Genomic DNA, 12,487 nt, shown 5'->3' with positions numbered 1-12,487 from the left:
CAGCGTGGTGGCAGAAGACTTCGACCCGGTGGCACACAACCGCGTTGCCTGGGACCGCCTGGTCGACAGCGACAACGAATGGTCCCGGCCGGTCGGTCCCGAGGTCATAGCCCGGGCGCGTGCAGGCGACTGGTCCGTGGTTCTCGTCGGACACGAGCCGACGCCGCGCGACTGGTTTCCCTCCGAACTGGCCGGTGTTCGCGTGCTCTGCCTCGCTTCCGGCGGGGGCCAGCAGGGCCCCGTACTCGCAGCAGCGGGTGCCACGGTGACAGTGTTCGACAACTCGCCCAAACAACTGGCCCGCGACGACGAGGTCGCCGCTCGTGAGGGCCTGGTGCTTCGCACCGTACTCGGCGACATGCGCGACCTCGGAGTCTTCGACGACGCCGGCTTCGACGTCATCGTCAACCCCGTGTCGAACGTGTTCTGTCCCGAGCTGACACCGGTCTGGGAGGGGGCGTTCCGCGTCCTACGCCCCGGCGGGACACTCTTGACCGGATTCATGAACCCGGACGTCTACATCTTCGACGAAGTGGCGCTCGACCGGCAGGAGCTGGTGGTGCGTCACCGGCTCCCCTTCAGCACGCTCGACCTCTCGGAGACTGACCGGATACGCGCCTACGGAAGCGGTCCGATCGAGTACAGCCACTCACTGACCGAGCAGATCGGTGGCCAGCTGGCCGCCGGCTTCGTCCTCACCCACCTCAGCGAAGCGCCGCACCATGCGGACATCACGGCGCAGTACTTCCCCGGCTTCATAGCGACCCGCGCGGTCAAGCCACCCAGGTAAGGGCCGTCCTGTCAGCCGCAGGCGGGGTGGCGATGTGGGCGTGGACCATGCCGTCGGTGACACGATGGCGTACGTCGATGTCGAGGGCCCAGTGGTGCACGGCCCACTCGGCTCGCTCGCGCAGCCGCGCGTTCGGTGGCCCGGTAGACCAGTCCCGTGACGGGCCACGCCCAGCCCCATATTGTGCCTGGACAACAGGCAGCGGCCCACGCTCACCGCTATGAAGCGGCTGTTGCCCCCGCTTCGAGCGGATCTCCCCAGTCTTCGGCCCGTTCCTCGCCTGGGACACCACCGGCGACCCGGCGACGCCCTGCGAGGGCGCACGGCGGATGGCCACCGAACTGGCCGCGGCGTCGGGGGCGAACTGACCTGGAAGGGCGACGGCCATGGCGCGTACGGCAACGACAGCGACTGCGTGGACTCCACGGTCGACGCGTACCTGCTGCGGGGCAAGGTGCGGGAGCACGGCACGGTCTGCTCCTGACCGCACCGGCCGGCCCGACATGCCGCCGCACGACGGCACAGGCCATACCCACCGGGACGCCCGGGGATGTGGCCCTGTGCGGAGCGCCGGATCGCGAGGCGGGTCAGTTCAAGTGGTGGCAGAGGTTCTGAAGGCGCATCGCGGCGTCGGCGAACTCGTCGAGCGTGGCGGTAGGAAGCTCCATGGTGGCGAACTCCTGGATCCTGCTCCGCACACTCGCCGTCACGTCCAGGCGCTCCGCGAGCACGTAGAGGCTCTCCCGCATGGATGCGCTGTCCCTCGTGGGGTCTTCGGGCCATCGCGCCCGCACGACCACGAAGATCCTCGCGATCAGATCGGCCAGATTGAACCAATCGAATTCGTCGCCAACCGAGCGTTCGCGGAGCGCATCGGTGACGTCGTCGACCGCTGCGGCGAACGCGAACACCGCTGCCACGAACTGCTCCCCGGGGGGCGCTGCGGCCACGTCGTCGGCACGAGCGCGGATCGCGTCGAGCCGGTACTGAGGGATACCGATCCGTTGCAGCCCCTCCAGGAGTTCGGACAACGCCTCGGAGGGGTGGGAGTCGGCGATCGGCGGGATCATGTTGAACTTCACCCCCGCACTGCTGCCGATCTTGAAGTAGAGGTGCCGCCTGGCCCGGTTGGTCGACGCGGTCGATCCCACATCGATGTTGATCTGCGTACCCCCGGGCCCGATCTGCAGTCCGGTCCCCTGCCGGGCGTCGATCCGCGTGCCCTCGATCCCGGTCTGCTGCTCGGTCGCTCGTCGGGCGTCGGTCTGCGGCGGGTTCCCGTCGTAGCTGTCCACCGGCTGCGGCCCTCAGTTGTATGTGTTGATCTGAATGGACTGGTGGGCGAACTGCAAGCCCTTGACGCCGCGCGCATCGACCCGGTATGTGCCTCCCGCGCCGACGAGCGCCCAGAGGGCTTCGGCCGCCGCCAGCAGTTCCTGGTCCCGGTCGGCGCCGGAGGCGGTCAGCTCCTCACGCAGCCATGCCGCCCAAGCGGTCGGCTCCATTTGTTCGGCGTCCGGCACATCCGTGCCGCGCGCGGACAACCGGCGGCGCACGGCCTCGTGGAGTGTGGCGTACGCGTCCCGGACGGCGCCGCTCGCCGTGTCGGTCAGACCCGCCGACGCCCCGGCGGCCAGCGCCGCCATCACCAGTTCCACCCCGACCATCAAACCCCCCCGTTGTAGTCCAGGCTCAGTATTCCATGAAATTTCCTTCCCATGAAGGGACTTGACGGTAATTCAGGGCATCGAGGCATCACCGAAACGGGCAGGGGTGGAGCCGTGACCGCGTGGCGATCGGCGCCGGTCCGGCACCGCCGTGGGCGGCCTGGACGATGACGCCGATGCGGCGGGTGGGGTAAGCCCGCAGCCGGGCGTGATCGCGGTTGAACTGCTGTTAGCGCCGGCTGTTCGCTGTTGTGGTAGGAGGGGGTGCGAACGGTGCCGCCGGCTCCCTGATAGGCCCGGTCGGCGAGCACGAGGACGTGCCGGGTCAGGCACGCCTGGACGAAGCCGTGGGCTCGCGCTGCGGTCAGGGCTTCATGCAGGCCCGGCGCCCAGGAGGCCGGTATCTCGACGGTCTCGTCGACATAGCGCCAGGCGGTTGCCTGGGACACCCCGGATGCGGCGCCAACCTGCTGATACGTCTCGTTCTCACGCGGATGCGCCAGGGTGAGCAGGGCCTGCTTGAAGCAGCTCAACTTTCCCCTATCGCAGTTCACCTCCTTCGGGCGTGGATGAGCCAGGAGACATGCCCGACAAGCTCATGCGGGACATCGAGCGTGGAAGGGTACGGAACCAACAGGGCCGTCGGTCGCCAGTGCGATGAGTGGAATCACCGCGCCAACGACGAGGGGCCTGCCTCGTCACCGGACCCGTTGCCCAGCCCATTTCACCCGCCAACATGGGGATGAAAGAGGTTCAGTGAGCGTTTTCAGCGTCGCCTCTCCAGGGTGAGGACGGCTTTGGCGATGGCGGTCACTGCGGTTCGGGCTGCAACGGCTTCTGCGGAAGATCTGCCAGGACCGGCCTGGGTCAGTGCGGCCCAATGACAACTCAGGGGCCGTCCCGGATTTCTCCGGAACAGCCCCTGGCCTACGACTCTCTCGAGTCGGGACGACAGGATTTGAACCTGCGACCCCTTGACCCCCAGTCAAGTGCGCTACCAAGCTGCGCCACGTCCCGGTGCGCTCGCACACGGTGAGCCGTGTGATCGCGCGGACAGCACTTTACCGCACCCCGGAGGGGCGGCCGAAGGGGGCACCCGGACCGGGGGGAGAATCGGACGTATGGGCAACAGGCGGGACCGGGACAGTGAGGGGCGGGCGCGGAACGCGCGGCCACGGGACGGGCTGGGGCGGCCCCTGCCGTACGGCGCGGAGGGGGTGGCACGGCAGCCGGAGGGCGTCGTGCGGACCCCGGAGGAGACCGTCGGTGAGGCGCAGGCGCTGCTGGCGGCCGGAAGGCCGTTCCACGCGCACGAGGTGTTCGAGGACGCGTGGAAGTCCGGACCGGAGGGTGAGCGCTCGCTCTGGCGGGGGCTGGCGCAGCTCGCCGTGGGGCTGACGCATGCCGCGCGGGGGAACGCCACCGGCGGTGCGCGGCTGCTCAGGCGCGGCGCGGGCGCCGTCGAGGAGTGGGCGGGCGGGGGGCAGCAGCAGCCCTACGGGATCGATCTCGCCGGGATCGTCGCCTGGGCGCGGGAGCTGGCCGAGACCGTGGAGCGGGGCGGTGGCCCGGTCGACGCTCGGGCGCGGGCGCCCCGGCTGCGGGCGTCGTAGCGGGGTGTGAACCACCCCCAGGCGGTTCACCCACTGTCAGTGGCATACGGCAGACTCGGGGCCGTGCGAAAGATTCATGTCATCGGTATCGGCGCGGGCGACCCCGACCAGTTGACCCTGCAGGCGGTCAAGGCGCTGCGGAGCACCGACGTGTTCTTCATCCTCGAGAAGGGTGAGGCGAAGTCGGACCTGACGCGGCTGCGCCGGGACATGCTGGACGCGCACCTACCGGGAAGGGCGTACCGGCTGGTGGAGGCCCGTGATCCGGAGCGGGACCGGAGTGCGGGCGGTACGGCGTACTCGCCGGCCGTGGAGGACTGGCGCAGTGCCCGGGCCGACATCTACGAGCGGCTGATCGCCGACGAGCTGGGCGAGGAGGAGACCGGCGCGTTCCTGGTGTGGGGCGATCCGGCGCTGTACGACAGCACGCTCGGGATCCTCGAGGAGGTGCTGGAGCGGGGCGCCGTGGCCTTCGAGTACGACGTCGTGCCCGGTGTCAGCAGCGTCTCGGCGCTCGTCGCCCGGCACCGCACGGGGCTGAACCGGGTCGCCCGGCCGGTGCAGATCACCACCGGGCGGCGGCTCGCCGAGGGCTTCCCGGAAGGCGTGGACGACGTGGTGGTGATGCTGGACGCCCGTCAGACCTTCCGGCAGTACGCGGGCGACGACATCGACATCTACTGGGGGGCCTACATAGGCACCCCGGACGAGATCCTCGTCTCCGGCCCGATCGCCGAGGCCGCCCCGCGTATCGAGCGGTTGCGGGCCGAGGCCCGGGAGCGCAAGGGCTGGATCATGGACACCTATCTGCTGCGCCGGAACCCGAAGGACGCGTGAGGCCTCGCAAACGGGATGCCTGGGAGGAGGGGCGTCCTTCATACTCCCGGCATGTCTCCCGTACCCGTCCGCTTCCACGACACCGGCCTCACGGCCTGCCGGTTCCGGTCCTCGATGCTGGTCCGCTGCCCGCGCTGTGCGCGGATCGCCCACGCCGAGGAACGGCCGGAGCTCGCCCGGGAAGCGCGGCACCGTCTCGTCTGCCGGTCCTGCGGTCTGTCCCGGAACTCGTGGCTGGTCGACGGGCACTGGCCGGCGCTGTGGTTGCGGACCACCACCCGGCACGGCGAGCTCTGGGCGTACAACCTCGAACACCTCGACCTGCTCCGGAGGTTCGTGGCCGCCTCGCTGCGGGAGCGGGCCCCCTGGTACGAGCACGGGCGGAAGATGACGTACGTGGCCCGGCTGCCCGCGTGGGTCAAGAGCGCCAAGAACCGTGACGAGGTGCTGCGCGCGATCGACCGGCTGCGGAGGTCGGTCACGGCCGGTTGAGGCCGGACCGGGCCGGCCCCTCCAGCCGGCTCAGCCGTTCCCGTACGGCCGCCACGTCGGGCAGCGCGGTCACTCCCTCCGGGAGAGGCGGGCGTCGTACGACGACCACGGGCAGCGCCAGTTGGCGGGCCGCCGTCAGTTTGGCCGCTGTCGCCTCTCCCCCGCTGTCCTTGGTGACCAGGACGTCGATGCGGTGGCCGCGCAGCAGCCGCAGTTCGTCGGCGACCGTGAAGGGGCCGCGCGCCAGGAGCACTTCGAGGCCGGCCGGCATCGGTGGCTCGGGGGGCTCCACGGACCGTGCGACGAAGTGCAGGTGGTCGAGGTGTGCGAAGGCCGCGAGGCCCAGGCGGCCGGTGGTGAGGAACACCCGGCGGCCGAGGCCGGGCAGCGCATCGGCCGCCGCGCCGAGCGAGGGCACCGGGTGCCAGCGGTCGCCCTCGACGGGCCGCCAGCCCGGGCGGCGCAGGACCAGGAGCGGGACCGAGGCGGACGTCGCGGCCCGCGCCGCGTTGGCGGTGATCCGGGCGGCGAAGGGGTGGGTGGCGTCGACGACGGCGTCCACATGGTGTTCACGCAGCCAGTCCGCCAGCCCGTCCGCCCCGCCGAACCCCCCGATCCGCACCTCACCCTCCGGTGCACCGGGCCGGGTCACCCGTCCGGCCAGCGAGGTGGTGACCCGGAGAGCACCGCGCGCCGTGAGCTCGGCGGCCAGCCGGCGGGCCTCGGTGGTGCCGCCGAGGATCAGGACGTGCGGGGCCGTGGCGTGCGGGGACATGGCGTCAGGGTACGGGGCGGCTATCGTCCAGGCATGGAGTCCGTGCGTGGTGTGCTGATCGACATCGACGGGGTACTCACCGTGTCGTGGGAGCCGCTGCCGGGTGCCGTGGAGGCGCTGCGGGAGATCCGCGAGGCCGGACTCGCCGTGGCGCTGGTGACCAACACGACGTCCCGCACCCGGGCGTCGATCGCCCGGACGCTGTCCGAAGCCGGGTTCCCCGTCACCGGCGAGGACGTCCTCACCGCGCCCGCGGTCACCGCCGCCCATCTCGCCGAGCGCTTCTCCGGCGCCCGGTGCGCGCTCCTCAACAGCGGGGACATCGAGGAGGACCTCGTCGGCGTCACGCTCGTCGACGAGGGCGCCGTCCCCGACGTGGTGGTCGTCGGCGGCGCCGGTCCCGAGTTCGGCTACGCGCAGCTCAACCGGGCCTTCGGGCACCTCCAGCGCGGGGCGCGGCTGGTCGCCATGCACCGCAACCTGTACTGGCGGACGGACTCCGGTCTGCAACTGGACACGGGCGCGTTCCTCGCCGGGCTGGAGAAGGCCTCGGGGGTCGAGGCGGAGGTCACCGGCAAGCCGTCGCCGGCCTTCTTCGAGGCCGCGCTGTCCCGGCTGGGGGTCGGCGCGGACCAGGCGCTGATGGTGGGCGACGACATCGAGTCGGACGTACTCGCGGCACAGCGTGCGGGGATCACCGGCGTGCTGGTGAGAACCGGGAAGTACCTGCCAGAGACGCATGAGAGGGCGAACGGCACCCCTGACCACGTCCTGGACTCGTTCGCGGACCTTCCGGGGCTGCTCGGGCTGCGCGAGGGATCAGCGCAGTAGCAGCTGCACCCCGCCCACGACGGTCGCCGCGATCACCAGTTGCTCGAACAACCGCTGGTTGATCCTGTTCACAGCCCATTTGCCGATGAACGCGCCCGGCACGACGAACAGCGCGAGCGCCGCGTCCAGCAGCAGCGAGCGGCCGTCGATCAGGCCGAGGCCGACGCTGAAGGGCACCTTGGAGACGTTGACGATCAGGAAGAAGAAGGCCGAGGTCCCGAGGAAGCCCAGCTTCCGGAAGCCCGCGGACAGCAGGTAGAGGGACATCACCGGGCCGCCCGCGTTGGCGACCATCGTGGTGAAGCCGCCGAGCACACCGTACGACCGGGCCTTGATCCGGCCCGCCCGGCTGCCCACCGAGTCCGGCTCCTCCTCCGCCTCGGAGCGGTGCCGCCGCCAGAGCGTGACGGCGGCCATCAGCAGCAGGATTCCGCCGATCGAGGTCCGTACGACACCGTCGTCCGCCCACATCAGGAACAGGGTGCCGACGATCACTCCGGCCGCCACCGCGGGGAACAGCCGCCACAGCGTGGGCCAGTGGGCGTGCCGCCGGTAGGTGAGGACGGCCAGCACGTCGCCCGCGATGAGCACCGGCAGCAGCACCCCGGTGGAGGCCCGGGCGGGCAGCACCGCGGCGAAGACGGCGAGGCTGACCGTGTTGGCCCCGCTGACGGCGGTCTTGGAGAAGCCGACGAGCAGCGCCGCGAAGGCCAGCGCGGTGAATCCCCACCCGGATATGTGCCAGAGCGTCATCGTGTTCATGCCGGGCCGATGCTATGCGCACGCATGTGATCGCGTAAGCACCGTCTCGCCAGTCGGCCCCGACCCGCCCGCGAGTCCTGCCGTCGCTAATGCCGCTCCACCAGCACCGCGGTCCCCTGTCCCACCCCCACGCACATCGTCGCCAGCCCGCGCGTCGCCCCCGTGCGGCGCATGCGGTGGAGCAGCGTGGTGAGGATGCGGGCGCCGGAGCAGCCGAGGGGGTGACCGAGGGCGATCGCGCCGCCGGTGGGGTTCACCAGGTCGGGGTCGATGCCGAGGCGGTCGACGCAGGCGAGGGCCTGGGCCGCGAAGGCCTCGTTGAACTCGGCCTCCTGGACGTCGGCGATCCCCCAGCCGGCCCGGGCGAGGGCCCTCTGGGTGGCGGGCACCGGGCCGATGCCCATCACGTCCGGGTGGACGCCCGCCGAGGAGCCGGCCACATAGCGGCCCAGGGACTCGAGGCCCAGTTCGTTCAGGGCCTCCTCGCTGACGAGCAGGAGGCCCGCGGCGCCGTCGTTCATCGGGGAGGCGTTGCCCGCGGTGACCGTGCCGCCCTCGCGGAAGACGGGCTTCAGCCGCGCCAGCTTCTCGTAGGAGGTGTCCTCGCGGACGCATTCGTCGGCCTCGACGACGACCCCGTCCGGGCGCTCGACGGGCAGCAGTTCGTCGTCGAAGTGGCCGTCCTTGCGGGCGGCGGCGGCCAGCCGGTGGCTGCGCAGCGCGAACTCGTCCTGGCGCTCGCGCGGGATGCCGTACCGTTCGGCGACCTCCTCGGCCGTCTCCCCCATGGACAGCAGCCCGTGCAGGTCCTTCATCGCCGGGTTGACCAGCCGCCAGCCGAGGCGGGTGTCGGCGGTCTCGATGCGGTGCGGCAGGGCCTCGTCGGGGCGGGGCAGCACGAAGGGGGCGCGGCTCATCGACTCCGAGCCGCCCGCGAGCACGATGTCGGCCTCGCCGGCGGCGACGGTGCGGGCGGCGAGGGTGACCGCCTCCAGTCCGGAGGCGCACAGCCGGTTGACGGTGGCGCCGGGCACCGTCTCGGGCAGGCCGGCGAGCAGGGCGGCCATGCGGGCGACGTTGCGGTTGTCCTCGCCGGCCTGGTTGGCGGCACCCCAGTAGACGTCGTCGATCCGGGCGGGGTCGAGCGAGGGCACGTCGGCCAGGAGGCGGCGGACGACGGTCGCCGCGAGGTCGTCGGGGCGCACGGAGGACAGGGCGCCGCGCAGTTTGCCGATGGGTGTGCGGCGGGCGGCCGCGAAGTGGACGGGACGCAACGGAAGGACTCCTGACCGACGACGTTGTGGATCAGCACCCAGTTAATTAGCACCGCTAGTTTTGGACTATAGACCGCTGACCGGCCCGCTGGGAAGATCCCCGGGTACCGTTCACCGACGCAGCCGGAGGAGAAATGGCCGACGCCCGCGAGCACGTCCTCACCGGAACCCGGGGCACGATCAGCGTCCGCGCGTGGCAGCACCCCGAGCCGCGGTACATCGCCCTCGTGGTGCACGGGTACGGCGAACACTCCGGCCGGTACGGGGAACTGGCGGGTGTGCTCACCGGACACGGCGCGGCGGTCTACGCGCCGGACCACCGGGGCCACGGCAGGTCGGCGGGTGAGCGGGTGCTGATCGAGGACTTCGAGGACGTCGTCACCGACGTGGACGGTGCGGCCGGCCTCGCCCGCGCGGCCCACCCCGGTCTGCCGCTCGTCCTGCTCGGCCATTCGATGGGCGGCCTGATCGCGGCCCGGCACGCCCAGCGGTACGGCGACGGGCTCACCGCGCTCGTGCTCTCCGGGCCGGTGATCGGCTCCTGGGAGCTGCCGGGACGTCTGCTCGCCCTGCCGGAGATCCCGGACACCCCGGTCAGCCCGGCCGCGCTCTCCCGTGACCCGGCGGTGGGCGCCGCGTACTCCGCCGACCCGCTGGTGTGGCACGGCCCGATGAAGCGGCCGACGCTGGAGGCGTTCGTACGGACCCTGGAGACCGTCGACAAGGGCGGCGACGTCGGCGCTCTGCCGGTCCTGTGGCTGCACGGCGCCGACGACCGGCTGGTCCCGCTGCCCGGCAGCCGCTCGGGGGTGGAGCGGCTGACGGGGGGCCGGGCGGCCGAGCGGATCTACGCCGGCGCCCGGCACGAGGTGTTCCACGAGACGAACCGTGCGGAGGTGTTCGCCGACGTGACGCGCTTCCTCGACGGCGTGCTCCCGCGGCCGTAGGAACAACCGCGGGAACAGCTGATCCGGCCTGCTCGGCACCGCGTTTGCGGGTGTGAGCGCGGGGCACCCGCGCCCCCATGGAGTGGTTGCGCGCTGCCGCCTGCGTGGGTGAAGACCCCGAACTGTTCTTCCCCGTGGGCACCACCGGACCGGCGCTGCGGGACACCGCGGCGGCCAAACGCGTGTGTGCCCGCTGCCCGGTGACCACCCAGTGTCTGACGTACGCGCTGGCGTACGGCCAGACCTCCGGTGTCTGGGGCGGTACCTGCGAGGAGGAGCGCGACGCACTGCTCCGTGCGTCCAGGGACGACAGAGAGCTCGAGAAAGCCGAGAAAGGAAGAAGCGCCCCATGACCGTGGTGAAGAGCACGCTGCCCGAGGAAGCGCTCGGGGTCACCGGCCAGGCCCTCCAGGACACCCTGGTGGACCTGCTGGGTCTGTCGCTGATCGGTAAGCAGGCGCACTGGAACATCGTCGGACCGCGGTTCCGGTCCATCCACCTCCAGCTCGACGAGGTGGTGTCGGCGGCCCGCGACTACGCCGACACGGTCGCGGAACGCGCCGCCGCGCTGGGCGTGGCGCCGGACGGGCGGCCGGAGACCATCGCGGCGACCTTCGCGCTGCCCGGCACCAAGGACGGCTGGCTGCGCGACACGGAGGTCGTGCGGCTGCTGGTGGAGTCGCTGGAGGCGGCGATCGGACGGCTGCGGCAGCGGATCGAGGCGACCGAGAAGGCCGACCCGGTCACCCAGGACCTGCTGATCGGCATCACCGCCGACCTGGAGAAGCAGCGCTGGATGTTCGAGGCCGAGAACTGGCCGCGCGACGACAAGTGAGCGGCCCGGGGCCACGCGCTGAAGCACACGTACGTACGGAAGGGGACACGGCATGGCCGACGCCCTGGAAATGGACGCGCTGTGGGAGGACTTCCACCGCGTGGTGAACATGACCTCGGCGGAGCTCGCCGCCTGGCTGCGGGTGCGCGACGCGGACGAGGACGCGGAGCCGCTGCCCGAGGACGCGGGCACGCCCACCGGGCAACATGTGCTCGCGATCCTGCAGAAGCGGCGCACGGACCTCGACGACGACGACATCCGTGTGATGTACAAGGTCGTGGACCGGGTCACCGACCTGGTGGACCTGGAGAACGAGCCGGAGCCGGAGAACTCCCCAGAGGACACCCGCCGCCGGCACCAGCTGATGACGCTCGGACACGACCCGCTCAAGCCGTAGCCATGAGCAGCGCCGAACGGTCGGGACGGATCCTCGCCGAACTGGTCTCCGCGTACGGGCGGACGTACGCGCAGGAGGCGGGGATCCGGCTGAAGGACACGCCTCAGCCGCTGTACCGGCTGCTGGTGCTGGCCGTCCTGCTCAGCGCCCGGATCCGCGCCTCGGTCGCGGTCGCCGCGGCCCGCGCCCTGCACGAGTCGGGCCTCGACACCCCCCGCCGGACGGCCGACGCCGACTGGCAGGACCGGGTGGACGCGCTGGGCCGGGGCGGCTATCGGCGCTACGACGAACGCACCGCCACCCAACTCGGCGACGGAGCCGAGTTGTTGATCGAGCGGTGGGGCGGCGACCTACGACGGATGCGCGCCGAGGCGGGCGGCGACGTCGGCGAACTCAGGCGCCTGCTGCAGGAGATACCGGGGCTGGGGCCCGCGGGCGCCGACATCTTCCTGCGCGAGGTGCAGCAGGTGTGGCGGGAGGTGGCGCCGTACCTGGACGGCAAGGCGCTCTCCGGGGCCGAACGGCTGGGGCTGCCGAAGGACCCCGGCCGGCTGCTGGAGCTCGCCGGCGACACCGAACCCGCCGTGCTCGCGGCCGGCTTGGTGCGCGCGGCCCTGGACAAACAGGTGACCGAAGACAGCCTCCGCCGCGCCGCATGATCGTGCAAGACTGCTCGCAGGTCGCGTCTACGTCGACAACGACCCGATCGTGCTGGCCCACGCGAGCGCCCTGCTGCGCGGCACCCCGGAGCACGGAGTACCTGCAGGCCGACGCCCGCGAGCCGGCCACCATCCTCGACAGGCCTCCAGCGTCCTCGACTTCGGCCGGCCCGTGGCCCTGTCCCTGATCGCCCTGCGACCGTACGGCGGGGCGTGGCGGCGTACGCGGCGGGCGGAGTGACGCTCGTCGCCCGCCGCGTGGAACGCCCGTCTCGTACGCGAGAACCACCGCATGGGTGCGGTTGTTGGCGTTCGGCTTCGCCAGGACGTTGCCCACGTGGGTCTTGACCGTCTCCGGGCTCACCGTCAGCCGACGGGAGATCTCCTGGTCGGACAGCCCTCGGCGATCAGCCCGAGTGTCTCCCGCTCTCGGCCGCCGAGGGGGACCCGGGCTCCCTCGCCGCCCCTGACAACGACGTTCGGTTCCGGTGTCCGGGAACAGATGCGGGTCGCCCGCGGCCACCAACCGGATGGCATGGGCGCAGTCTCCGGCTGGGCCGGGCCCACCGCACATGAGCCCGGGTACTCAGGCGCACCGCATGGTCGAC

General features: G+C 71.6%; 16 protein-coding genes, 1 tRNA gene and 4 pseudogenes. 12 read left to right on the top strand and 9 right to left on the bottom strand.

Annotated elements, in window-relative coordinates; translation table 11 throughout:
• The first annotated feature begins 7 nt into the window (after positions 1-7).
• Both ACFYZQ_RS26385 and ACFYZQ_RS26380 read left to right on the top strand, forming a co-directional pair.
• Positions 8-790 (top strand): class I SAM-dependent methyltransferase, encoded by a 783-nt coding sequence (locus tag ACFYZQ_RS26385; protein ID WP_389152382.1) that lies wholly within the window; start codon positions 8-10, stop codon positions 788-790.
• Between the two features lie 178 nt (positions 791-968).
• Positions 969-1,274, top strand: a pseudogene (locus ACFYZQ_RS26380) (alpha/beta hydrolase); the annotation flags it as partial.
• 103 nt (positions 1,275-1,377) lie between these two features.
• Here the strand turns inward: ACFYZQ_RS26380 and ACFYZQ_RS26375 are convergent.
• The 5 genes and pseudogenes from ACFYZQ_RS26375 to ACFYZQ_RS26355 form a co-directional block, all read right to left on the bottom strand.
• On the bottom strand, positions 1,378-2,085 hold the full coding sequence (locus ACFYZQ_RS26375) for a hypothetical protein (RefSeq protein ID WP_389152379.1): 708 nt from the start codon (positions 2,083-2,085) through the stop codon (positions 1,378-1,380).
• Positions 2,086-2,097: 12 nt separating this feature from the next.
• Positions 2,098-2,457, bottom strand: coding sequence for a hypothetical protein (locus ACFYZQ_RS26370; protein ID WP_389152376.1), 360 nt, complete (start codon positions 2,455-2,457; stop codon positions 2,098-2,100).
• A gap of 88 nt (positions 2,458-2,545) precedes the next feature.
• A pseudogene (locus tag ACFYZQ_RS26365) lies at positions 2,546-3,128 on the bottom strand (transposase family protein).
• A gap of 95 nt (positions 3,129-3,223) precedes the next feature.
• Positions 3,224-3,317 (bottom strand): annotated as a pseudogene (locus tag ACFYZQ_RS26360) (IS5/IS1182 family transposase); the annotation flags it as partial.
• 83 nt (positions 3,318-3,400) lie between these two features.
• A tRNA-Pro gene (locus ACFYZQ_RS26355) sits at positions 3,401-3,474 on the bottom strand.
• Between the two features lie 104 nt (positions 3,475-3,578).
• Here ACFYZQ_RS26355 and ACFYZQ_RS26350 point away from each other — a divergent pair.
• The 3 genes from ACFYZQ_RS26350 to ACFYZQ_RS26340 all read left to right on the top strand — a co-directional run bounded on the left by ACFYZQ_RS26350 (position 3,579) and on the right by ACFYZQ_RS26340 (position 5,399).
• A complete protein-coding gene (locus tag ACFYZQ_RS26350; protein WP_389152373.1) occupies positions 3,579-4,070 on the top strand; it encodes a DUF309 domain-containing protein in 492 nt (163 codons plus the stop codon).
• 63 nt (positions 4,071-4,133) lie between these two features.
• A complete protein-coding gene (gene cobF, locus ACFYZQ_RS26345) occupies positions 4,134-4,907 on the top strand; it encodes a precorrin-6A synthase (deacetylating) (RefSeq protein WP_389152370.1) in 774 nt (257 codons plus the stop codon).
• A gap of 51 nt (positions 4,908-4,958) precedes the next feature.
• Complete coding sequence (locus tag ACFYZQ_RS26340) at positions 4,959-5,399, top strand: hypothetical protein (RefSeq protein WP_389152367.1); 441 nt, start codon at positions 4,959-4,961, stop codon at positions 5,397-5,399.
• On the opposite strand, the gene ACFYZQ_RS26335 is transcribed toward ACFYZQ_RS26340, so the two are convergent.
• Complete coding sequence (locus tag ACFYZQ_RS26335) at positions 5,386-6,174, bottom strand: cobalt-precorrin-6A reductase (protein WP_389152364.1); 789 nt, start codon at positions 6,172-6,174, stop codon at positions 5,386-5,388. The genes ACFYZQ_RS26340 and ACFYZQ_RS26335 overlap by 14 nt on opposite strands.
• A gap of 33 nt (positions 6,175-6,207) precedes the next feature.
• Between ACFYZQ_RS26335 and ACFYZQ_RS26330 the strand changes: the two genes are divergently transcribed.
• On the top strand, positions 6,208-7,005 hold the full coding sequence (locus ACFYZQ_RS26330; RefSeq protein ID WP_389152361.1) for a TIGR01458 family HAD-type hydrolase: 798 nt from the start codon (positions 6,208-6,210) through the stop codon (positions 7,003-7,005).
• Here the strand turns inward: ACFYZQ_RS26330 and ACFYZQ_RS26325 are convergent.
• Together ACFYZQ_RS26325 and ACFYZQ_RS26320 are read right to left on the bottom strand one after the other, a co-directional pair.
• A complete protein-coding gene (locus ACFYZQ_RS26325) occupies positions 6,994-7,767 on the bottom strand; it encodes a sulfite exporter TauE/SafE family protein (RefSeq protein ID WP_389152358.1) in 774 nt (257 codons plus the stop codon). The genes ACFYZQ_RS26330 and ACFYZQ_RS26325 overlap by 12 nt on opposite strands.
• Positions 7,768-7,853: 86 nt before the next feature.
• On the bottom strand, positions 7,854-9,041 hold the full coding sequence (locus tag ACFYZQ_RS26320) for a thiolase family protein (protein ID WP_389152355.1): 1,188 nt from the start codon (positions 9,039-9,041) through the stop codon (positions 7,854-7,856).
• Positions 9,042-9,175: 134 nt separating this feature from the next.
• On the opposite strand from ACFYZQ_RS26320, the gene ACFYZQ_RS26315 reads away from it, so the two are divergent.
• From ACFYZQ_RS26315 to ACFYZQ_RS26290, 6 genes are all read left to right on the top strand, one after another.
• Entirely contained in the window at positions 9,176-9,988 is an 813-nt protein-coding gene (locus ACFYZQ_RS26315) for an alpha/beta hydrolase (protein WP_389152352.1), read from the top strand.
• A gap of 77 nt (positions 9,989-10,065) precedes the next feature.
• Positions 10,066-10,341 (top strand): WhiB family transcriptional regulator, encoded by a 276-nt coding sequence (locus tag ACFYZQ_RS26310; protein ID WP_389152349.1) that lies wholly within the window; start codon positions 10,066-10,068, stop codon positions 10,339-10,341.
• A complete protein-coding gene (locus ACFYZQ_RS26305; RefSeq protein WP_389152346.1) occupies positions 10,338-10,823 on the top strand; it encodes a Dps family protein in 486 nt (161 codons plus the stop codon). Before ACFYZQ_RS26310 ends, ACFYZQ_RS26305 begins: the two co-directional genes overlap by 4 nt.
• A gap of 52 nt (positions 10,824-10,875) precedes the next feature.
• Entirely contained in the window at positions 10,876-11,220 is a 345-nt protein-coding gene (locus ACFYZQ_RS26300; RefSeq protein ID WP_389152343.1) for a DUF3140 domain-containing protein, read from the top strand.
• A gap of 2 nt (positions 11,221-11,222) precedes the next feature.
• Positions 11,223-11,879 (top strand): endonuclease, encoded by a 657-nt coding sequence (locus ACFYZQ_RS26295; protein WP_389152340.1) that lies wholly within the window; start codon positions 11,223-11,225, stop codon positions 11,877-11,879.
• A gap of 49 nt (positions 11,880-11,928) precedes the next feature.
• On the top strand, positions 11,929-12,120 hold the full coding sequence (locus ACFYZQ_RS26290; protein WP_389152337.1) for a hypothetical protein: 192 nt from the start codon (positions 11,929-11,931) through the stop codon (positions 12,118-12,120).
• A gap of 48 nt (positions 12,121-12,168) precedes the next feature.
• Here the strand turns inward: ACFYZQ_RS26290 and ACFYZQ_RS26285 are convergent.
• Positions 12,169-12,453, bottom strand: a pseudogene (locus tag ACFYZQ_RS26285) (LuxR C-terminal-related transcriptional regulator); the annotation flags it as partial.
• Positions 12,454-12,487: the final 34 nt, after the last annotated feature.

The organism is Streptomyces sp. NPDC001843, from assembly GCF_042891955.1.
In the GTDB taxonomy this organism is placed as follows: Bacteria; Actinomycetota; Actinomycetes; order Streptomycetales; family Streptomycetaceae; genus Streptomyces.
Note: the sequence above shows the minus strand (reverse complement) of the source record. Positions and strands in the feature narration are given on the sequence as shown.

Coding starts and splice junctions, on each gene's coding strand:
- ACFYZQ_RS26335 (WP_389152364.1), bottom strand. CDS start 6,174: ATGTCCCCGCACGCCACGGCCCCGCACGTCCTGATCCTCGGCGGCACC.
- ACFYZQ_RS26340 (WP_389152367.1), top strand. CDS start 4,959: ATGTCTCCCGTACCCGTCCGCTTCCACGACACCGGCCTCACGGCCTGC.
- ACFYZQ_RS26330 (WP_389152361.1), top strand. CDS start 6,208: ATGGAGTCCGTGCGTGGTGTGCTGATCGACATCGACGGGGTACTCACC.
- ACFYZQ_RS26310 (WP_389152349.1), top strand. CDS start 10,066: ATGGAGTGGTTGCGCGCTGCCGCCTGCGTGGGTGAAGACCCCGAACTG.
- ACFYZQ_RS26350 (WP_389152373.1), top strand. CDS start 3,579: ATGGGCAACAGGCGGGACCGGGACAGTGAGGGGCGGGCGCGGAACGCG.
- ACFYZQ_RS26305 (WP_389152346.1), top strand. CDS start 10,338: ATGACCGTGGTGAAGAGCACGCTGCCCGAGGAAGCGCTCGGGGTCACC.
- ACFYZQ_RS26325 (WP_389152358.1), bottom strand. CDS start 7,767: ATGAACACGATGACGCTCTGGCACATATCCGGGTGGGGATTCACCGCG.
- ACFYZQ_RS26300 (WP_389152343.1), top strand. CDS start 10,876: ATGGCCGACGCCCTGGAAATGGACGCGCTGTGGGAGGACTTCCACCGC.
- ACFYZQ_RS26370 (WP_389152376.1), bottom strand. CDS start 2,457: ATGGTCGGGGTGGAACTGGTGATGGCGGCGCTGGCCGCCGGGGCGTCG.
- ACFYZQ_RS26295 (WP_389152340.1), top strand. CDS start 11,223: ATGAGCAGCGCCGAACGGTCGGGACGGATCCTCGCCGAACTGGTCTCC.
- ACFYZQ_RS26315 (WP_389152352.1), top strand. CDS start 9,176: ATGGCCGACGCCCGCGAGCACGTCCTCACCGGAACCCGGGGCACGATC.